The organism is Persicobacter diffluens (genome assembly GCF_036244895.1).
In the GTDB taxonomy this organism is placed as follows: Bacteria; Bacteroidota; Bacteroidia; order Cytophagales; family Cyclobacteriaceae; genus Persicobacter; species Persicobacter diffluens.
In genome coordinates this window covers 1,413,281-1,434,235 of the sequence record NZ_BQKE01000001.1, presented here as the reverse complement: position 1 = coordinate 1,434,235, position 20,955 = coordinate 1,413,281, and the positions used below count along the sequence as shown (strand labels likewise).

Below are 20,955 nucleotides of genomic sequence, written 5' to 3'. Positions count from 1 at the left end.
CATGGTTTTATGGTGAAAAAATAATTTTCCTAACCCTACCCCCAACTGTATTTTAATATACCGATAAAACCATGATAATTACATGATAAACCTCAGGCTTTCATGTGACTAAAAAAAGCGCCAACCGAAGCAGAATTAAGCCGAAATAATTCACCATTAGATTTCAAAAAATAAAGGCTTGGCCTTTACTGACAGCGCATAGGGAGTCGTTTTGCTTTTTTAAACAGCCCCCATTTGGACAAGCTTGCTTTCTGGTCATTCACCTGCTTCGATGGAAAAAATTCGAAACAGGAAAACACCTTCCTTTCCCCAGGCTGGTCCCCATGCAGATCCCCCTTATTTCCACTAATGAACCGCCCCCCTGAAACCGGGGAATTTTGAGGGGAGAAATTATTTCTACTCAAGAATGGTTACCCTTAAATACGGTGAAATGCTCTTCTATTTATAATATTGATGGAAATAAAACTTTTCGCGCAACGCTCAATATTGTAGCTTCTCTGCCTCCCCCCATTTCTTTTTCTTGTCCTAATAGCCGCTTGCCTGAACATAATGCCCCCCTTAACAACCATTTGAAATTTTTCTAAGGGTATTCTCCTAATCCACTACCTTCCACTAGATTTTTTTTGATCACCTTAATCCCCTGACAGTCAGCACGGGATTGAGATTACTCAACACCAAATTACTATGAGAAAATTATTATGCTTACTGATGAGCATTTACATGCTTCAGGCCACAGCGCAACCCACCTTTCAAAACGGAAATGATCCGGCTCCTGCTGGTAAAAAATGGGTGAAAAACAATGCCTTTTCCGACGAATTTAATGGAAGTTCATTGGACAAAAACAAATGGCTGGACTATCATCCCTACTGGGTCGGACGGTCGCCGGCTATTTTCAAACCCAATGCGGTAACGGTGACCAATGGAAAAATGCAAATAAAGAACTACAAGCTCAGCCAAAGTGAATGGGTGAATGGAAATGAATACACCATTGCCGGCGGGGCAGTGTCCTCCGTTGCAACAAATGGGCATTACGGCTATTACGAATGTCGAATGAAAGCGAGTAAGATTTCCATGTCTTCCACCTTTTGGATGAAAAACCGATGGGACAGTAGCAATTGTCCGAAGACCCAAACAGAATTAGACATTATTGAATGTATTGGAGGGGCTAAGGAAAGCCCCACTTTTGCCACCCATATGCATTCCAACACCCACTATATTTACAATCCCTGTAGCGGTGCCGAAGATTGGAAATCTCGTGGTAACAGCGCCTCGGTAGGGGGCAATGTAGCAGATGACTACCATGTTTATGGCGCTTACTGGAAAGATGCCAACACCATTTTATTTTATATTGATGGCGTGTACCAGTATACGGTAAATCCAAGAACCGATTATAGCAGCACCCCCTTTGATCGCCCCATGCAAATGTTTTTGGTAACCGAAACCTATGACTGGCAAACTCCCCCGACGGCGGCAGAATTAGCAGATGATAGCAAAAACACCACTTATTACGACTGGGTTCGCGCCTGGACATTGGAAGATGATCCGCAGGCGGGCGAAACCATCTCCTTTGGTCAAGCCTACACCAGTTTACCGATGAGCAGCTCACAGAACATTAGCGTGCAATATGTCGCCCAACAACAAAGAGAGGTAGTGGTAGAAATATGGAAGGGGGCCAGCTGGCTGGCCGCCAGCAAAAAAACGGTGGCTGCCGGGACCAGCAGTGCAAGCATCAGCATTAGCCTACCCAGTAGCCCGACTGCCGGCACTGATTATATCCTCAAGGCCAGCATCCGCCCGGTGGGCACCGATTGGACTCAGAATATTGCCAATGCCCAAATCAACAACATCTCCATCAGTGCCGGAGCCATTATCGCGGATGGTACCTATGAGATTAGAAGCGTGGCCAGCGGCAAAAATTTGGGAGCCCCCAACTGGAATAGCTGGAATGCTACCGAAGTAACCATTGGGAACTATGACGATCAAAAATGGATCCTTAGCCATCAGGGAAATGACATTTATACCATAAAATTAAAGGCCACCTGGGACGGAAATAAATATTTAGAAGTGCCCTATGCGGCTTGTGAAAACGGAAGTCTGGTGAAAACTCATAGCAGTGCCAGCGGTTCCCACCAAAAATGGAAAATAGAGCAAAATGGAAATGCTTATACCCTTCGGCCTCATCACTGCTGGGGACAAGCCCTGGATGTTCGCCCGCAAGATGATAATATCCATACCTGGGCCTATGATGCCAACAATGGAAATCAGCAATGGCAAGTGATACCTGCTAGCAATCAGCGTCAGCTTCCGGACGCCTCCACTGAAAAGCTGATCCTTTACCCCAACCCATCTGATGGGAAATTTCATCTTCAACTTCCTGCAAGTATAAAGCCTGAGCAGGAATGTCAGCTGATGATTTACAGTCTTTCCGGAAAAAAGATTTACGAAGCCTCATTGACTAAATCTGCCACGCCTGATGCAGTTAGTCCGGGGCTGAGTCAGGGCATTTACCTGCTCATGGTAAAGTCAGGAAAGGCGATATTCCAGGAAAAATTAATTATTGAATAATCAGCTGGTTAAGGAATTCACCAGTCAATTTTTTCATCACCCAAAATTTAAACTCATGAAAATCCTTTTTTTTCATAGAGCGGCACTTCTATGCTTACTGCTCAGCCTTCACCTCCATGTCCGGGGGCAAAATACGGTCACCATTGATCCCAGCGTCCAATTCTATACTGGAGGGGTGAGTCAACTGGACCGCACCAAATTCTTCAACATTCACGATACCTGGGGAAATGGAGAGGTCACCAACACAGAATATGAGGACCTTACCAACCGGCTGGGGGTCAATTTCGGCAGGGGTTTCTGGGGACCTTTCTCATTTGCTAAAAGTAAAGCCAATGGGGAAGTTGGAGTATACTCCACTAATCCCAGTGAAATTTCTGGCTGGGGAAATAACAATATTAACAGCACCAAAAACAGCAGCACCTGGTACCGGCACAGTAGCCGGCATGTGGTCACGGAGCACCCTAAAAATGTAGTGCGGTGGAATATTGATATGAATACTGCGGCAAAATGGAGTGCCGATTATTTTGAAGCCTTTTATGAGCCTTCGTTTCTACCCGAATATTTTGAGCCCATGAACGAACCTTTTGTCCATGCCGGAGATGCTGAATTTTCGGCTGAACAACCGGATAATCAACTGATGAGGGAACGGATGGCGGACTGGTTTGGAGCTATAGGCGCAGAATTTAATGCGCGGGGCATCAATACCAAGGTGGTAGGTTATTCCTCTGCCTGGCCCTCTATGGAGTTATGGGATTTTGGTCATTGGAACACCCGTATGAAAATGTTTATGGACCGGGCCGGAGCAAATATGGATGCCTTTGCCATTCACCTTTACGACGGGATCAATGTTACCGGACAGGATACCCGCCGATCCGGCTCCAACGCCAATGCCATCCTTGATTTGGTAGAAACTTACAGTCGCATAAAATGGGGAACGGTGAAGCCATTTGCCATTACAGAATTCGGAGGCATAGAGGCCGGTTACGGAGCGGAATATTCAGCAGTCAAGAGCATACAGTCGGTAAAATCGATGAACCATATCATCATAGACCTTATCAAAAGGGAACATAAGATAGATCTAGCCATTCCCTTTAACTGTGGAAAATCCACCTGGCACATTAATGCCGGCAATAATTAGGGTCTGCTTAAAAAGGTCTCTTTATTTTTCTTGAAATTTGGTTGACCAATTCCAGCTTCGATTATTGATGTTACTAATGCCCATAAATCATATTCATAAATAATGAAAAAAAGGTCAAAAAAGATTCCTTTCATGAATCTTTCAAGGTTAGCAATAAAGAAGATGGCACCAATCCAAGAATTTGTGGTGTCTGATCTTCGTGCCTTAATATTATTCAATCCATACCCTCTTTTAGTTTGTCCAAATTTTCCTTCTACATGACTCCTCAATTTTTGATGGATAACCTTATTCTCTTCCCGCTCTTTAATTTTTTCAGGATCTTTAGGAGGAGCTCCAAGAGGTGAGCCGACGAAAGTTATATCATTTTGATCATAAACTTCTCTAGCATTTCGATTTCCATAAATTTTGTCTCCAACAATTCCATTTAGCTTAGTGTGAGGGTGCCGTAGTTTATGTGCTTCAATATGCTTTTTGATAATCTCCTCTTCCCCTTCATAGTATGCTTCAAAATCATGATGGTCAATATAAGAATAGCCTTGGTCAATAGATATTGATATTTTAGCTCCAAATTCAACATTCGCTCCAGACTTCCCTCTTATGATGGGGCGAATATGTGGTTGATATAAGTTTACAATACGGAAACCAACCGTATTTTTCTTCTCTTCAATCATTTCCATTTGTTGGCGATACACTTCTTGAATAACATACAATAGCTTCAAAAAACGCTTATTCAAAGGAATACCTACCTTAATTTGGTCTAATAGACGATGAATATGCCCTATATTTCGATGAAGATACTGTAGTTGTTTTCGATTTGCAGCCCTCCAAAAATCGGCGCCTTTCTTCTTTTTTCTTGTCAACGCTAGAAATTCTTTTTGGGCTTTTTGTCGATAGCTTCTAGGTTTCTTAGCATCTGTTTTAACAAATTCCCATAATATATCGATGATTTTTTCTGATTCAATGCGAGCCTTATTGATCAAAGCCAGGTCGGTCGGATAAGGAATTTCTTGCACCGCTACAGTAGCATCAACTGAAATCGAGTTTTCAATTTCAGGCTTCTTATATTTTGTATCACTTTCTACATTTTTTTCATCACGAAGTTCGCTTTGCTCATCAATACTAACGTCATGACTCTGGAGTAAGTGACTTAAATCATTAAAGTCTTTTATGGTCAAACGCTTTCTAATTGTCGGAAATAATGAAGAATCGAATACCTGATCATGTTGAAATTTATGCAATCCAACAAAGTATTGTAGATATGGACTTTCTTTGATTTGTTCAATTGTTTCTCTATCAGACAACTTATATTTGTGTTTGATAATCAAGGCTCCAATCACTAAACGCGCTGGTTTAGGTCTAGCTCCTTTGTCGAAGGACATGTTCCGTTCATAGATCCTTTTTAATTGACTCCAAGGAATTTCTTTGGCCATAATAATCCATCTGTTATTGGGATTAAGGCCACCCAAATACGGGTCCATAAAATCAGAAATCTCAAGTTGATCAGGGGAATGCTTAATCATAGTGCAAGCTAAAAAAGTAGGAAAGGAGCCCTGGGGCTATTTAAAGGACAATTTACAAAATTTCCCCTTGCACTAAAAGAGATTTAATGTGATTTAATAAGTTGATCTTCAGTCGTTTTTAGATAATTCGAGCTATTTCAGCAGACCCTAATTACCAGCCTTATGGTGCTGCCCTCTGGCGTCCGAAAAATTCCGGACAACCGATTGACGGCAACACGGAATGGGTGTATACGGAACGGGTAAAGTTTTATGAATTATGGTCTGAAGTGAAAGGGCACCGGGTAGAAATCAACAGTGCTAATCCGGATATTCAAAGTCTGGCCTTTTTGAATGGGAGTGAACTCTATGTGGTATTGAGTAATTTGGATGATGCCACCCAGACTGTGAGCCTCTCCCTGCTTTCTCAGGCGCAGGACATTCAGTCGGTCCATCAAAAAGCGCTGAAAATTTATGCCAATCAGGATCCGATTTTCACCAGCACCACCTTGAAGGATGCTCCATCAGACATTAGCCTGATTGCAGGAGAAACTACAGTACTGAAATACCAATTTTCCCAAAATGTTAGCTTCCAGAATGCGCTTCGCTCAGTAAGGTATTACAACAATCAACATCTGATTCCGATTGCAGGAACGGCAAGCTTTGAGTTTAATAATGTGAATTTGGGCACTGCCGGAGCAGGAAAAGCATTTCTCCGGATGGGCATCAGCCGTAAGCACGACAAATCTAAACTGCCGGTGATCAAAGTAAATGGCACCAGCATTCCGGTCCCTCAAAACTGGGCGGGTTATGATCAGGCCAATCGAGAGGATTTCTTTGGGGTAATTGATATCCCGGTATCATTCGATTTGCTCAACACCAACAATACCGTCACCATCCAATACCCGGACAACGGGGGCTTTATCAGCTCTTTGATTCTGGATGTTCAGCGATATGACAGCAAACCGGCATTCACCGACCTGTTTACTTTCCATAGTTTCGGTTCCCTGCCCGTTCAGAATAGCTATGATTTCTATTTTGATTACAGTGCAGCCGGTTCCCGGGATTTGGTGGTGGAATTCTGGAAGGATAACCAATGGCAAGCCAGCGGCACAAAAACAGTGAGTACTGGGGCTGGCACCACTTTTATCCGTATTAACCTGCCTTCAACTCCTACGGAAGGGAATACCTATACGCTAAAAGGAAGTATCCGGCCAGTAGGCACCGACTGGACTCAAAATATCAAGACAGATCAAATCAATAATTTCACCATAAGTGATGCCCTGTTAACGGATGGCCTTTACGAAATCCGATCGCTTGCCAATGGCGAAAATATTGCCGCAACAGCCGAGACCAATTGGGTGCCGATCAATAGCAGTCCGGCCAATGTTAATCAGCAAAAATGGCAACTGAGGCATCTGGGAGATGATGTTTATACCCTTCAGCTACTGGATCAGTCTGCCGGAGTTAAATACCTGGAAGTCCCTTATGCAAAATGTGAGAATGGAACCCTCCTGGGAACCTACTCGCAAGCCAGCGGTGCTCATCAACAATGGAAAATTGAAAAAGAAGGCGGAGCTTTTTTCCTCAAACCGAATCATTGCTGGGGACAGGCCCTGGATGTGCGCCCCTCCGACCAATACCTGCAAACATGGAATTTCTATGCCTCCAACGGCAATCAAAAATGGAACTTTATTCCTACCACGGCTAATAATAATCGCCAGCTGGTGGAGAATACCGGCCCACAGATTTTGGTTTTCCCTAACCCGAATCGCGGAGCGATGACCCTGGAAATTCCTTCTGCCATGGATCAGCAGATCAATATCCGCATGGTGGATCTATCGGGCAAAACGGTTTGGGAGCAAAACCAATTCCTACCCCTTGGACGCAACAAATTACACCTTCAGACCCAACTGAGAACAGGCGTATACCAAATGGTCATACAGGGAGCTGGAGGTAAATCCGTCAGGAAAATCATCATTGAATAACATTTTAACCCGGATTATTCATACCTAAATCCTCGTTTAGCTGTAAGGCGGAAAAAATGAAGGAATAGTTTCCTATTTCGATTTTTTCCAACGAAACAGATGAATGAGGAAAAAGCAAGTTTGCCCAAATTTCGGCTATTATAAATCAATGAAAATAAATTATAATGGATTGAATTTTAATTACTTAAGATTGGTTAGTGAATTTATCGGTGAATAATTCGGATTAAGGGGCTTCGGCCCCTTTTCTTTAACCCTGGAGAAAAGCAAAAAGCTCCATTAGCAGCGCTATTCCCACATGCACCACTACCCCACCCCAAATATTTTTGCTTTGCATCGACAGGATGCCCAGTAAATATCCTCCAAAAAGTGAGCTGATGGCCTCCGGCAAAGGCTTTCCAAAATGAAATACCATATAACTCATGGCCATGGCCAAAACCACGCGAGAGCCCAGGTATCGATAAAATGCCAGGACCAAAAATCCTCGAAAAAACAGCTCTACCATTACAAAAGACAGGCTATAGGCGGACTCAAATAAGACCACTGCCCAGACTTCCGTTACTCCCCTATACGCAACAAAAGCATGTGCCCCACTTTTTTTATAAAGGGGATAATACGCCTGAATACTCTCCAGAAAACTGGCAAAAAAAATGATTACGGCCATTCCTGCCAATATCCACCAATAGGGCTTCATGGATTTAAGCCGGAAATCCAGTCCATAAAAGTTGGACAAATGCTTCTTGTCAAATGCATAATATAGGAGCAATAACAAAAAGAGCATCATTACGAAACGGGCATAACGATACAAACATCTGTAAATAAAATATTGATCAGGAGCCGGATAAACTTCCGAAAACCAGGCGGATAGATTGAATGTCCGATAAAGACCATAAATCAAAAAGGCTGCTGCAAATTTCCACCAAAAGGCCGGTTGCGACAGCCCGGATACCCACTGCTTATCCCTGCGGAATAAAAAAAGCACCAAGCCAAAAGAAAGGCCACCCATCAGGCTGTGAGCCAGCACTTCCGTTAGCCAGGGCAGCTTTCTGATAAAATCTCTTTCAAAACCGGAGGCACTCCAGGAATAATTAAAAGTTAACAAGACCGCAGCCCCTAAAAGGGCCTTTAAGTGAGGTTCCAAATGGAATTCACTGGAAAAAAATCTTTTGTAATTGAGGAAAAGCGCTCGCATTGGGGAAAACTAATGATAATTATTTAAATTATTAAAGATAAAGATTTCCTCCACTATGACCAACGATCACCTCACTTTCGCCCTGGGGGTTTTTACCGGCTTTTTTGCCATTATGAACCCAATCGCCAATACCCCGGCATTTTTGGGGCTGGTAGCAGGCTCCGGCAAATCAGAACAAAGAAAAATCGCCAAAACAGCCTGTCTGACGGCCTTCATCATTGTATTGACCTTTATCCTTTTGGGCAATATCATTTTTCATCTCTTTGGAATTACCATTCCCGCCTTTAAAATTACTGGCGGTATCCTGTTATTCCATGTGGGCTTTGAAATGCTGCAATCCAAAAAATCAGCCGTTACCCATAATAAAAATGTTACTGCTGAAGTCGACGAAGGCGTGGCCATCAGCCCTCTGGCGATCCCAATCCTGGCCGGGCCCGGCACCATTGTCACCGCTATGAATAAAGTCACCGGAGTAAGTATGATAGACAGTGCAATTGTGATCGCCATCTTTGCCTTTATGTGCCTGTTGACTTATTGCGCGTTCTCCATAAGCAACCTTATTTTAGAAAAATTGGGTCAAAACCTCATCACGGTCATCGGGAAAATCATGGGGTTGATACTGGCCATTATGGGGACGGATATGGTGATTGCGGGGATAAAACTGGGGTTTAATATCGGATAGCAAGGCTTTTTCATAAAAAGCTAGATCAGCCATTCAATACCTTTTATGGAATAATTAATCGTTTCTTTTCATTTTTTCTTGATAAAAAACGAAACAAAAAAATCAAGGCTGTGATCAATGTCGGCGGGACAAAGCATCTGCTGACGGAATCCATCAAGGCGACATTTGCAGATGATGCGAGACTGGTAAAGTATGGCAGAAATGTCGCTGTGATGCCTTCTGGTCGCCAGCAGCACCTTTGTCTATCCGCCCATTGATCAAGGCCGGAGGGTTGAGGTGGAAGTTTTTATACCATATTATCAATACGGTAAAAGGTAGCACGCTCACTCATAAACAAGCGCTCAAATCAAATAGCCCCCATTGGGAACTAGATCATTCCTATTATTTGTCCATTTGTAGTTTTATGAGAAACCGGATCTACCTATTTTTTATCCATTCATAGTCTTTTGAAAAAGCCGGATATCCATTGTTTAAAAATGCCCAATATTTTTGTACTTATTCCTCATGCAGGGCTTTTTCATAAAAAGCTAGATCAGCCATTCAATACCTTTTATGGAATAATTAATCGTTTCTTTTCATTTTTTCTTGATAAAAAACGAAACAAAAAAATCAAGGCTGTGATCAATGTCGGCGGGACAAAGAACCTGCTGACGGAATCCATCAAGGCGACATTTGCAGATGATGCGAGACTGGTAAAGTATTGCAGAAATGTCGCTGTGATGCCTTCTGGTCGCCAGCAGCACCTTTGTCCATCCGCCCATTGATCAAGGCCGGATTGTTGATGTGGAAGATTTTATACCACAATATCAATACTGTAAAAGGTAGTAAGCTAACTCATAAACAAGCGCTCAAATCAAATAGCCACCATTTGGAACTAGATCATTCCTATAATTTGTCCATTTGTAGTTTTATGAGAAAGCCGTGATTTCTCATGCCGTTGCAAGCTGATAAATGAAGGAAATTTCCCTATTTTGAGTTTTTTCCAATGAAACAGATGAATAAGGAGAAAGCAAGCTTGCCCAAATTTGGGCTACTATAAATCAAAGAAAACAAATTATAAAGAATTGAAAATAAGTCGCTTGTGTTTTTGTAACGAATTTATCAGTGAATAATTCGGGTTAATACTTTAATCCATCCCGACGAGCCGTTGAGGCTGTTAGCAGAATCCTCCAAGGAATATTGGAATCGGAATAAGATTATAACAGACAAAATGGTGGAATGAAGATGGATTGCTTTTAAAAACAGCAAACACCAACTGTCTACTGTTTTGGCCCTAAAAATTGCCACAATACTACAACAAGAAGTACGTCACCTCTTTGAGATTGAGAAAGAGGATTGGCATTTGCCGTTCTTGCTGCACTAACCAGTGTGGGCTAGGGATGAAGGCAGAGGCGTAGCCGTTTGTTGAAGCTCTTTTACGGTGGCATACATGATCCTAAAATAGGCACCGTAAAAAGCGACTGCCGCCAGCCCGGGCCGACGTCAGGAGGTAGCCCCCAAAAAAAAGGGAATCCCTAAATATGGATACCCCTTATATCACTATTATTAAGCCAGGAACTATGAGCTAGCCCACCTTTACCTTTTGCGATGACACCGTCTTGCTGAATAGTTTCACCGGATCTTCCCCTCTACTGTGGGTTAGACCAACCAATGCCACGGTAATGCCACGAGTCTTGGCGTTGTCTTCAAAATCATCAATGATTTCAAGGACATCCGGATGAATGGATTTGGTCTTGGAGGCATCAATAATGACTGTGGAATCGTCAGGAAGATGCTTCAGGGATCTCAGTATAGGCGCCTTATTCAGGAAAGAAACCTCCTCCGCCAAATGAATGCGGATGGGCTCTCCTGCCCGATAATCCGCATCATCAAAATGATAAGGAATTTTATAATTATTATATAAAATCCAGATGATGGCGACCACCAGGCCGAGGCCGATCCCCACCAGCATATCGATACGGATGATTCCTAAAATAGTCACCATAAACGGAACAAATTCCGGCATTCCCTTTTTGTACATGGCTTTGAACACGGTCGGCTTCGCCAGCTTATAACCCACCACAAAAAGTATGGCCGCTAATGCGGACAAAGGAATCAAATTCAAAACCTTCGGAATCAGGATGATAGAAATCAATATAAAAAAACCATGCAGAATAGCCGACAGCTTGGTTTTTCCGCCCGACTGAATATTGGCCGAACTTCGGACAATTACCTGCGTCACCGGCAAACCACCAATTAATCCGGAGAGTGTATTCCCTACCCCCTGGGCAATCAACTCCTTATTCGTAGGGGTCACCCTTTTTTGAGGATCCAGTTTATCCGTGGCTTCCACACAAAGCAGGGTCTCCAAACTCGCCACCACCGCAACAGTCAGGGCAATCACATAAATATCCGGATTAGTAATCTGGCTGAAATCCGGCAGGGTAAACTGCCCGATAAAACTCTCAATGGAGGCGGCTACAGGAATGGTGACTAATTCATCCGCATCAAATTTGAGCAATCCGCTATTTTGGAAAAACAAATTTAAACCAATGGCCATACTGACCACCACCAATGGCCCCTGCACAATTTTAGTGAGGGGAATTTTTTTCATGAAGGGCTGTTCCCAAAGGATCAAAATGATCAGGGAAACCACCGTCACGATCATGGCTGCGGGGTTTATGCCCTCCAGCATATAAAAAAGCTCCGAGAAAGTGGTATGCCCGTCAATCTGATTGTAGGAAAAATCCCCCATAGCATCTTTATCATAGCCCATGGCGTGGGGAATTTGCTTGAGGATAATAATGATGCCGATACCGGAGAGCATCCCCTTGATCACCGAAGAAGGGAAATAATAACCAATAATCCCGGCTTTTAAATACCCCAAAATGATCTGAATAAGCCCGGCGATTACCACTGCCAACAAAAAAGCATCAAAAGCGCCCAATTCCTGTATGGAATTCAAGACAATAATCGCCAGACCGGCCGCTGGCCCGCTAACGCCCAGGGGGGAGCCACTAAGGCTGGCCACCACAATACCCCCTACAATGCCGGCAATGATGCCTGAAAACAGAGGTGCTCCGGATGCCAGGGCGATTCCCAAACAAAGTGGAAGTGCGACAAGGAAAACAATAATACTGGCGGGAAAATCGGACTTCAAGTGAGCGAACATCCCCTGGCGTGGATTTGGTTTCATAATAATTGGTTTTTCGGCTGAAGGATAAACCTTCTATGATTTTGATGGTGTCCTTTTTTTAGGAAGCCCAAATGGATATTGAAAAAATGGGTTGCAATTGATTGACAGATTAGTGAAAAGAAAAGCGGTATTTTTTTCCTGAATCCCTGTCAGAATGGAGGAAAGGCCTTTTCAAAAAACTTCCGGAGGCGGACTAACCACCCTTTGACTCAACATTTCCATTGAAAAAATAAGATCGGGAAAATCACCTCCCCGCTTCTGATTGATGAAAGGTTCTAAAGGCCATTCCCAATCATGGCAATATTTTGAATCTTCCCCCGACTCACCGCTCATCTCCATTTTAAGCTCCACTTTCACCTCATCCGCTAATGGTTCATCATTTTGATCCATGGTGCTCAAAACCAGGAAGAGTAATAAAAAGAGACTCATCCAATGAGCAAATTGTCGGGGCACGAAATGAACCAATGCGTATTTCATGAGGCAAGCGTTTTAAATACCAAATCCTGATAAAATGCATTGATTTGATCATGAGAAGAATTCAAATCCGTTAGAGCAGGCAAATGCTCGGCAAAAAAACGCTGGTGATGCATACCCTCTATCGTATTGGAAATCAACATATGCGGATAAGGGTAATCCGGATTAACGGCCAAAACCCATTCCGCCAATTGAGCTACCAATAAAATATAGTTGGAGAATGCACCATGCTGCTGTTCCCTATCGACCGCGGTGGTCAGATAGGTCTTGGCGGCATTATCAATGACTATTTGTTGTAATTGGATTTCGTTAATGTGAGAAAAATTCCCATCCTCTTCTATAGCCACACTCAAAAGATGAAGCGCTTTGCGCAGCCGCTCCTGAGGTTGAGCAATTGGAGCGGTAGCGGCCATCAGGCGGTAATGCGTCCAGGCCCAGTACCAATTTACCAAATACAATAACAATTGGTGTTTCGACTCAAAATAGCGATATGCAGAGGCTTCTGTCGAATTAATTTTTTTAGCCAGTTTTCGGAAAGTAAAGGCTTCAAAACCCAGATCGGAAATCTGATCAATACTACCGGAAACTATACGGCGCCCCAAATCCGTAGATGCTGGATCTTTCAAATAGGTACTTTCGCTCACCTTTAGAACAGGATAGGGCCAGATGGATTTCATAAGAAAGGTTTTAGGTGGCTTTTAGCCGAATTATTCACCGAAAAGATGACTACATCGAATCCATCAACTCCCTAATAGATTATTTAGGTTGTTTTCCCGATTTTTTAAATGGCCAAATTTTAAATTGCTTCCTCCTCCTTCCTCTGCTTCATTGGAAAAAACTCGAAATAAAAACTATTCCTTCTTTTTTCCCGCCTTGTCGTTAAAGGAGGATTTCAGCGTGAATAGTCCGAGATAATAGTATTACTATTATGGGCTAAACCAACAATGTGATTACGTTAAAAAAATCATTTTTGTTATTCTTATCCGCGATTCTTGAAACATTTTCCCTTCACAAAAAAAGGGCTTACACCCAGAAGTATAAACCCTTTGATAACACAGAACAGCTGCTTATGCGATTGTAAACAACCTTACTACCTCATTTTCTAAATGCAATCTCCACTTTTGGGCATCCGCTTCAAATTGCGGACCTTTTATCACATTATGCGCACCAAAAGAGGGCAATGCTTTCATGCCACAGAATTGATGAGTTTTATGAATATGATATAGTAAGCTTTCATCCATGGATTTCCCATCAAAAAAGCCATCTGCCGTATTGAAAGCATCCATAGGGGCATTCATCGTAGCCGACAGCATATAGGGTTTACCGTTCATCAGACCGTTATCAAAGCCGTATTTACTTTCTACCTCCGGATTTTCTCCTCCCATTCCAAAGAATACACCATAAGCATATACTTCATCGAAATACTTCTTCATTAAGCCTGGCGTACTGAACCAATAAATTGGAAACTGGAAGATCACCACATCGGCTAGTCTGAACTTTTCATGTTCCTCTTCCACCTGATAACCCTCCTTCATTACGGTGGTCAACACCTTAAATTCTTTACTCAAAGTTTCTACCGCTACATCGAAAAGTCCGTCGTTGAATTGGCCTGCCGCAAAAGCATAGGGTTCATGTCCGTTGATTACTAAAACCGTTTTCATTTTAATGTTTGTTTATGTCTAAAATCTTTATTTCCTGTCCCATTGTCTTGTGCAAATATGGGGCAAGTCATTATATTTACAAAACAGATTTTTTAGATCAAACAAATCGACATTTACGATAATGAATTTACAGTTTCTGAAATATTTCGTACTACTGGCCGAACACAAGAACTTCACCAGAGCGGCAGAAAAGATCCCGGTGGTTCAGTCGACTTTTTCGGCGGGCATCAAAAAGCTGGAAGAAAGTTTGGATGTGAATTTATTTCACCGCGACAAACGCAATGTACGCCTCAGTCCTGAGGGACAACGCATGTTGCCTTTGGCAAAAAAAATGCTGGCGCAATGGCACGAAATTGAAAACGAATTTGCTGATGGCGAAAACAGGCTCTTAAGATTAGGCCTTTTAGACAATATTGTGATTGAAGCCGTGGTGCCGATGTTTCGCAACTATCAGGAAATATACGGCCAATACCAGGTAAAGATGGTTGAAAGTACGCTGGTAGAGCTGTTCCAAAAGCTGGACCAGGAAGAACTGGACGGTATTTTCATTGAAAAGCAGGATATTGATGAAGAATTTTATGCTGCTCGCCCGGCCTTTTCCGAAAGGCTCGACATAGCGGTTTCCCACCAAAACCCATTAGCCGCCGCCTCCAGCCTTCCCCTTGAAGCATTGGAAGGAATGCCTTTTATAGAAAGAACCAACTGCCCTTTATTTGAGGAGGTGACCGCCCAAATGAAAGCGAAAAAAATCAAAGTAAATCCCGTATTTCAGGCCCAAAATAATGACACCGTCACCTCTCTGGTTTCTGCGGGTGTTGGGGTTTCACTGGCCGCCCAAACCAACAATATGATTTCCGGCATCAAGTTTATTCCATTGTCGGATGCACTATTCGTACGGGAACTTATATTCGTATGGAAAAAAAGTAATAAATCTCGCGCACTGAAAAGTTTTATCAGTTTCTAAGCGCTTGATGAAAAGCCAACAGCCGAAGCGAAAATTTGATTAATGCAAAAGCGACACCCAATTATTTTGAAAGCATAGCAGCGCTATTGTTGGGGAAATATCATAAATCGCTTCCAATAATTCGAATTTGCAAGCGGATGGTGTGCTTTTAAAGAAGCGCTAAGCCGAATTATTCACCTCCAGAATCACCCAGCCACCTCAATAGGCTTACCATTAATCCTTTACAAGCATTTTGACTGATTTTCTAATGGCCCCAATTAGGGTAGGCGTTCTTTCTCCTCAATCATCGGGTGCGCTGGAAAAACTCGAAATAGGAAAATTTTCTTCATTTCTCCTTCTGGCAGCAAAAAGCGTATTTAACTCTGTTTGATCCGGGTCAAGCATGAATAAACCGGCCTAAATGCTATCTATATTTTTCTTGGCTCTAAAATGAAAGCCTTATATTTGGCAGATATGCCAACAGTAAGCCTCCTTCAAAATCGCCGATACAACACCCTTTTCCTGCTGATATTAGCCGGAGAAGTTATTTTCTTTTTACCTTTTGTCATCGCCCGGCTCTTCCGCCCCACCCTACTGGAAGTTTTTCAGATTGACAACATCCAACTGGGAAGCTTTTTTTCCATCTATGGCATACTGGCCGTATTTTCCTACTTTTTCGGCGGACCTTTAGCCGACAAATATCCGGCAAAAAATCTGATCAGCATCGCCTTGGTCGCCACAGGTATCGGGGGCTTGCTTATGGCACAGATTCCACCGCTATGGGTCATGAATTTACTCTATGCCTATTGGGGAATTACCACTATTTTTCTTTTTTGGGCACCCCTGATTCGGGCCACCAGAGAATGGGGAGGGCACGATCAGCAGGGACATGCTTTCGGAATACTGGATGGCGGCAGAGCTTTTGTGGCCGCCAGTATGGGTACAGTGGCCATTTCTTTACTGAATTTTGTTGCGTCCGGCTCAGTAGATAGTACTGCCATTTCCTCCATGGCATTTTCCAATTTGTTGTATGTAGTCTCTGCCATCACTATGGGTACAGGGCTACTTTGTTGGATAAAACTACCCAAAACCGAAGCAGGAGCTGAAAAACCGGAAAGCATAAAACCAGAACTCATAGGGAAAATCGCCCGCATGAAAAAAGTCCGCTACCTGGCGCTGATTATTATCTGCGCCTATATTGGTTATAAAACCACGGATGATTTTTCTTTGTATGCCCATGAAATCCATGGTTTTGATGAAATAGACGCTGCAAAAGTAGGCACCATTTCGCTTTGGACCAGGTTCATCATTGCTGTGATGGCTGGTATTTTGGCCGATACCTTTAATCCTCAAAAGATCATCCATTATGGTTTCCTCCTCATGCTCGGCAGTAGCCTCATCATTGGTAGTGGCTTGTTGCCGGAGGGTGCCCTTTTCCTTCCCTTATTGAACCTGGTCATTTGCAGCATTGGAGTCTATACCCTTCGGAGCTTATATTTCACCTTGATCGAAGAAGGCCAAATCCCCATACTATATACCGGCACGGTGGTTGGTTTAATTTCGGTAATCGGCTACACCCCAGACATCTTCATGGGGCCATTGATGGGTTTTTTTCTCGAAAAATTTGACAGTCCACTCAATCATCAATTTGTGTTTTTGTTTTTATCTTTGGCCTCCATTATTGGCTGGTGGGCTTCCTGGAAATATGAAAAACTCAATAGCAAAAATGAAAAATAAGATCATTGAAAATTTTGGGCACCATTCCCGCTTTATTGCGACGAAAAATAACCAAATGGAGGTATTGGAACAAAATGGTTTTACCGCCGTCTATAGTGGGCTGGACTGCGACACCTTTAATGTGCTCCATATTTCCCAAGGAGATCAGGTGAAGATCCCTCAGCTCCGACAGGCCATTGAGCATTATCATTCCCTACAGCAGGCTTTTTGTATCTGGATTACCAAAGAACATTTAACAACGGCCATCGAATCTCTTTTTAAACAATTGGGCATCAAAGTACAAAATTCGGAAACCGGGATGGTGCTGCAGCTTTCAGAATTTGCATCAACAGCCATGCAACTTAACCCGGATTATTCATGCTTCAATCCTCTTTTAGCTGCAAGGCGGGAAAAATGAAGGAATAGTTTCCTATTTCGAGTTTTTTCCAACGAAGCAGATGAATGAGGAGAAAGCAAGCTCACCCAAATTTGGGCTATACAAAAATCAGTATAAACAAATACAACGCACTGACAATGTTTCAGTTAGAGTAATTCACTGAATCTAGCGGTGAATAATTCGGGTTAATGAAAAACTCGATATTCAGCTCGCTAAAAATACAGAGAGCATCAATCATTTTGCCCAGGTACTGGCTGCCAATTGGTTTCCTGCGGACGAAAATGTGATGACTTATTATCGGGAAAATGCGGCCTTTTTACTTCAAAGCCCCCCTCCTACTTATTTACTCACCGCTTATTGGGAAGGTAAATTAGCAGCGGTTGCCGAATTATTTCCCTCCAACCAGGAGACCGCCGGTATTTACAATGTGTCCACTTTGGCTTCCGCCAGAGGAAAGGGCATCGGCACACAGATCATGGCAGCCACCATTCAGCTTGCAAAGGAAAAAGGATTTAAATATCTGATCCTTCAAGCCACTGAGGAGGGCATCAACATTTATAAAAACCAAGGGTTAGCACCTATTTGGAGTTTGCATAAAACTATCCGCAAAACGGACTTTTCCCCTTGAAAAACACCCACATTTTGACAAGCGGAATATCATCCATGACCGGCTAAAACAGCCTGCAATTCCAGTAAACTGCTCAACACATAATTGGGCTGAATTCCCCAGGGATCAAAAATGCTGTTTTTACTTCTTCGGACCCAGGCAGTATGCATTCCGTAAGAAGCCGCCCCGATGATATCGAAAGGATTGGAAGAAATTAGAAATGCCTGCTGCACTTCTGCGCCTGCTTTATCTAAAAAATGCTGATACCCGGAAGGATGAGGCTTAAACATCGCAATATCTTTCATGCTAATCACCTTTTCAAAGGTATCGTAAATCCCGGCATGATCCAGCAAATGATACAGGGCCTCATTACTACCATTAGAAAAAGCAAAAAGCCGGTGGCCGGCATCTTTAAGGGCGGATAAAGCGCCCTCCACTTCTTCAAACTTCGGAAGCACCTTATATTCCAGCATCAAACGCTCTTTTTCCTGGGCAGAAAGCAGAATATTAAAAGCCAGACAACAATAATCCAGTGCCTGAGCGGTGCACACCCCAAAATCCTCATACTTCCCCATCAATCCTTTTCGAAAAGAATACTCTAATTGCTTAGACCTCCACAGCTGTACAAAATCATCCGTATTATCCTTCACATATTGGCGGACAGCTACTGATACACCACTGGTATCAATTAAAGTTCCATAAATATCAAAAGCCAGGGTGTAAGTCTTCATTTTCTAAAATATAAGACAAAGATGGAAAAGGAAGGGCTTTGAACCCTCCTCCTTTAAACATTATAAATACGTTCAAAAATAAGAGAATTCAAAGCCCAAAAGTTTCAATTAACTACTTTCCAAAAAAATAGTCTTTTTAGAATATTACAATTTCCTTAAAACTTCCATTAAATCATCCGGATCAGGCCTTCTCCTGTAATCCGGTTCACTCTCCGCATAGCGGATAATGCCCGACTGATCAATCACAAATCTTGCCGGCATGGGTAATGCCCATTCATCATTCCCCTGCTGCACTTCCAAATCAATATTGAACTGATCCCGGTACAATGCCTTTAAATCTTCCGGATAATAAAATTTTAAACCGAACTGATCCGCCAAAGCATTGCGGTCATCATGTAAAATATCAAAATTCAGTCGATGCGTTTTAATAATATTATCCAGCATTTGTGGTAATTCAGGAGAAACAGAAAAGAAGGCAGCGCCTAATTCCTGCATTTCAGGCACGTATTTCTTAATATTGGCCAAATCTGTGTTGCAATACGGGCACCAAACACCGCGGTAAAAAGTCAAAACCAACGGGCCTTTAGCCAACACCTCCCGGCTCGAAACTTTATTCCCGTTCTGATCCGCCAACACAAATTCCGGAGCCCTATCGCCTACTTTCAGTACCTTGTCCTGAATACCGGAATCCATCAGATCCTGTGTTGCCCCGTGCATAATCTTTAAATAAGAATCGGGCATTTTTCCTTCAATGCGCTCCACGAGTGAAGCCAATTTTTCCTGAAATGTCATGGCTATTGTTTTGTTTCATCAATCAACTTCACAATGATAAAGAGAATCAGAAGGTTTTAGAAACGGAAAAATTCGATCACCTTATCGGAAAAATCCATAAAAAAAGCAGTCAAAACGAATTTAACTGCTTTCATAGTATCATTATTCAATATTGCATTATTCTCCCTCACCTGCCGGTAATTCTCCCTCACTTTGGCTCAAATATAAATTGAAGGCTAAGCCATTGGTTTCTTCAAATTTATCCTCAGCCAAATCATCATAAATCTCCTCATCAAATTCCATTTCCGTTTTTTCGATTCGGTTATCGGGATGAACAATCAGCTCAAGGCCCTCTAAAGTCACAGGATTCACCTGCACCAATACTTTGTAGGCCCCAAATTCATTGATAAAATAACGATTGACAATATTTGAAGATTTCTTCGCCATGATTTCTGTTGCTTATTTTTCCAAAGATACACATAGGAAAATAGTATTCACAAAAAAAACCGACACTAGGCCGGTTTTTCATCATCTTTACTCTTCAAATTCATATCCCATATCTTTAAAAAGATCGTCCATCAAACTGTCTAGGTTTTCATCTTGAACATCTCGCAGCACTCGCGGTCTTGGAGCAGGTTGAGGGTCGATATTTTCTAGTGGGCGTGTTTCAAACGGTAAATTTTCAGCTTCCATAGGTTAGGATTTGATTAGTTACACTTTAATAACGAATTGGACTGAAACCCATCCTTCCTAATCATCAATTTTTAATTCAACCTATCATAAAAATCCCCATTTTAAACCGATTCCATCTGGATTTCTTCAATTTTCACTGAAATATTACCTAACAATTTTTCTTCCAGCTGATTCGCCCATGTTCGCATATACAAAACCACATCCTCTTTAAGATTGTGTTTCAGGTACCTCCTGTTGGCAGGAATGGCATTTAATATGTCCGGATTGGATAATTTTTCCAAATGCTTCAGGTCCGAAATATCTAAACCCGCCTCAAGCATCATGGAGATCACCATGTCCATAGGATAGCCGGAAGTAGGACAAAATGCAGCAGTTTGTTCCGACCAATCGCCCTCAGTGCGATTCGCCAAAGCGTATTGATGAATATCTTTGGCACTTAAGTGAGTAATCTCTTGCGCCAAATGTCCACAATTACAACCGCCCATATGCCCCCATTGGTAATTCCCTTCATTTTCAATTTTGGTAGCTGCCTTTCTGATGCAGTCCACCAGCTTTAAATTTGCTCTAGCCATAAGATATTTCTGCTCTGGTTTTTTAAATCGAATCAACCGGAATACGAAAGAAAACCGATTACAAAGTACGTTTGTATGAATTTAACCGTTTGTCAATATTTCAAGTTGCCGATACCCTCGATATATTTCCGCTTATCAAATATTGAGGGTATGTTTT

20 protein-coding genes are annotated in these 20,955 nt (G+C 42.5%); 9 read left to right on the top strand and 11 right to left on the bottom strand.

Annotated features, from left to right (window positions below):
• The first annotated feature begins 684 nt into the window (after positions 1-684).
• Together AAA970_RS06010 and AAA970_RS06005 are read left to right on the top strand one after the other, a co-directional pair.
• Entirely contained in the window at positions 685-2,565 is a 1,881-nt protein-coding gene (locus AAA970_RS06010; RefSeq protein WP_338236351.1) for an RICIN domain-containing protein, read from the top strand.
• Between the two features lie 55 nt (positions 2,566-2,620).
• On the top strand, positions 2,621-3,703 hold the full coding sequence (locus AAA970_RS06005) for a hypothetical protein (protein WP_338236350.1): 1,083 nt from the start codon (positions 2,621-2,623) through the stop codon (positions 3,701-3,703).
• On the opposite strand, the gene AAA970_RS06000 is transcribed toward AAA970_RS06005, so the two are convergent.
• Complete coding sequence (locus AAA970_RS06000) at positions 3,700-5,223, bottom strand: IS5 family transposase (RefSeq protein ID WP_338236349.1); 1,524 nt, start codon at positions 5,221-5,223, stop codon at positions 3,700-3,702. The genes AAA970_RS06005 and AAA970_RS06000 overlap by 4 nt on opposite strands.
• Before the next feature lie 224 nt (positions 5,224-5,447).
• Between AAA970_RS06000 and AAA970_RS05995 the strand changes: the two genes are divergently transcribed.
• Entirely contained in the window at positions 5,448-7,187 is a 1,740-nt protein-coding gene (locus AAA970_RS05995; protein ID WP_338236348.1) for an RICIN domain-containing protein, read from the top strand.
• 247 nt (positions 7,188-7,434) lie between these two features.
• Here the strand turns inward: AAA970_RS05995 and AAA970_RS05990 are convergent, their stop codons facing one another.
• Positions 7,435-8,325: a CPBP family intramembrane glutamic endopeptidase gene (locus AAA970_RS05990; RefSeq protein WP_338236347.1), complete on the bottom strand. Its 891-nt coding sequence runs from the start codon at positions 8,323-8,325 to the stop codon at positions 7,435-7,437.
• Positions 8,326-8,431: 106 nt separating this feature from the next.
• Here AAA970_RS05990 and AAA970_RS05985 point away from each other — a divergent pair, with 106 nt between their 5' ends.
• Together AAA970_RS05985 and AAA970_RS05980 are read left to right on the top strand one after the other, a co-directional pair.
• Positions 8,432-9,058 carry a MarC family protein gene (locus tag AAA970_RS05985; RefSeq protein WP_338236346.1) on the top strand — a complete coding sequence of 209 codons (627 nt, stop codon included), beginning with the start codon at positions 8,432-8,434 and terminating at the stop codon, positions 9,056-9,058.
• 446 nt (positions 9,059-9,504) lie between these two features.
• The gene (locus tag AAA970_RS05980; protein WP_338236345.1) at positions 9,505-9,822 is read left to right on the top strand and encodes a hypothetical protein; all 318 of its coding nucleotides are present in this window, start codon (positions 9,505-9,507) and stop codon (positions 9,820-9,822) included.
• An 800-nt stretch (positions 9,823-10,622) separates the two neighbouring features.
• Here the strand turns inward: AAA970_RS05980 and AAA970_RS05975 are convergent.
• The 4 genes from AAA970_RS05975 to AAA970_RS05960 form a co-directional block, all read right to left on the bottom strand.
• The gene (locus AAA970_RS05975) at positions 10,623-12,233 is read right to left on the bottom strand and encodes a SulP family inorganic anion transporter (RefSeq protein WP_338236344.1); all 1,611 of its coding nucleotides are present in this window, start codon (positions 12,231-12,233) and stop codon (positions 10,623-10,625) included.
• Between the two features lie 171 nt (positions 12,234-12,404).
• Positions 12,405-12,710, bottom strand: a complete 306-nt coding sequence (locus AAA970_RS05970) for a hypothetical protein (protein ID WP_338236343.1) — start codon at positions 12,708-12,710, stop codon at positions 12,405-12,407.
• The gene (locus AAA970_RS05965) at positions 12,707-13,384 is read right to left on the bottom strand and encodes a TetR/AcrR family transcriptional regulator (RefSeq protein ID WP_338236342.1); all 678 of its coding nucleotides are present in this window, start codon (positions 13,382-13,384) and stop codon (positions 12,707-12,709) included. Before AAA970_RS05965 ends, AAA970_RS05970 begins: the two co-directional genes overlap by 4 nt.
• Positions 13,385-13,774: 390 nt before the next feature.
• The gene (locus tag AAA970_RS05960) at positions 13,775-14,368 is read right to left on the bottom strand and encodes an NAD(P)H-dependent oxidoreductase (RefSeq protein WP_338236340.1); all 594 of its coding nucleotides are present in this window, start codon (positions 14,366-14,368) and stop codon (positions 13,775-13,777) included.
• Positions 14,369-14,489: 121 nt separating this feature from the next.
• On the opposite strand from AAA970_RS05960, the gene AAA970_RS05955 reads away from it, so the two are divergent.
• From AAA970_RS05955 to AAA970_RS05940, 4 genes are all read left to right on the top strand, one after another.
• Positions 14,490-15,332: a LysR family transcriptional regulator gene (locus AAA970_RS05955; RefSeq protein ID WP_338236339.1), complete on the top strand. Its 843-nt coding sequence runs from the start codon at positions 14,490-14,492 to the stop codon at positions 15,330-15,332.
• Between the two features lie 429 nt (positions 15,333-15,761).
• Positions 15,762-17,048 (top strand): MFS transporter, encoded by a 1,287-nt coding sequence (locus AAA970_RS05950; RefSeq protein WP_338236338.1) that lies wholly within the window; start codon positions 15,762-15,764, stop codon positions 17,046-17,048.
• Positions 17,038-17,445 carry a hypothetical protein gene (locus AAA970_RS05945; RefSeq protein ID WP_338236337.1) on the top strand — a complete coding sequence of 136 codons (408 nt, stop codon included), beginning with the start codon at positions 17,038-17,040 and terminating at the stop codon, positions 17,443-17,445. Before AAA970_RS05950 ends, AAA970_RS05945 begins: the two co-directional genes overlap by 11 nt.
• 265 nt (positions 17,446-17,710) lie before the next feature.
• On the top strand, positions 17,711-18,052 hold the full coding sequence (locus AAA970_RS05940; RefSeq protein WP_338236336.1) for a GNAT family N-acetyltransferase: 342 nt from the start codon (positions 17,711-17,713) through the stop codon (positions 18,050-18,052).
• A 29-nt stretch (positions 18,053-18,081) separates the two neighbouring features.
• On the opposite strand, the gene AAA970_RS05935 is transcribed toward AAA970_RS05940, so the two are convergent.
• From AAA970_RS05935 to AAA970_RS05915, 5 genes are all read right to left on the bottom strand, one after another.
• Positions 18,082-18,762 (bottom strand): haloacid dehalogenase type II, encoded by a 681-nt coding sequence (locus AAA970_RS05935; RefSeq protein ID WP_338236335.1) that lies wholly within the window; start codon positions 18,760-18,762, stop codon positions 18,082-18,084.
• Between the two features lie 144 nt (positions 18,763-18,906).
• A complete protein-coding gene (locus tag AAA970_RS05930) occupies positions 18,907-19,554 on the bottom strand; it encodes a peroxiredoxin-like family protein (RefSeq protein ID WP_338236334.1) in 648 nt (215 codons plus the stop codon).
• Between the two features lie 156 nt (positions 19,555-19,710).
• Positions 19,711-19,980 (bottom strand): hypothetical protein, encoded by a 270-nt coding sequence (locus tag AAA970_RS05925; protein ID WP_053404533.1) that lies wholly within the window; start codon positions 19,978-19,980, stop codon positions 19,711-19,713.
• A gap of 87 nt (positions 19,981-20,067) precedes the next feature.
• Positions 20,068-20,226 carry a hypothetical protein gene (locus AAA970_RS05920; protein WP_338236333.1) on the bottom strand — a complete coding sequence of 53 codons (159 nt, stop codon included), beginning with the start codon at positions 20,224-20,226 and terminating at the stop codon, positions 20,068-20,070.
• A gap of 101 nt (positions 20,227-20,327) precedes the next feature.
• Positions 20,328-20,798 (bottom strand): hypothetical protein, encoded by a 471-nt coding sequence (locus AAA970_RS05915; protein WP_338236332.1) that lies wholly within the window; start codon positions 20,796-20,798, stop codon positions 20,328-20,330.
• Between the last annotated feature and the right edge of the window lie 157 nt (positions 20,799-20,955).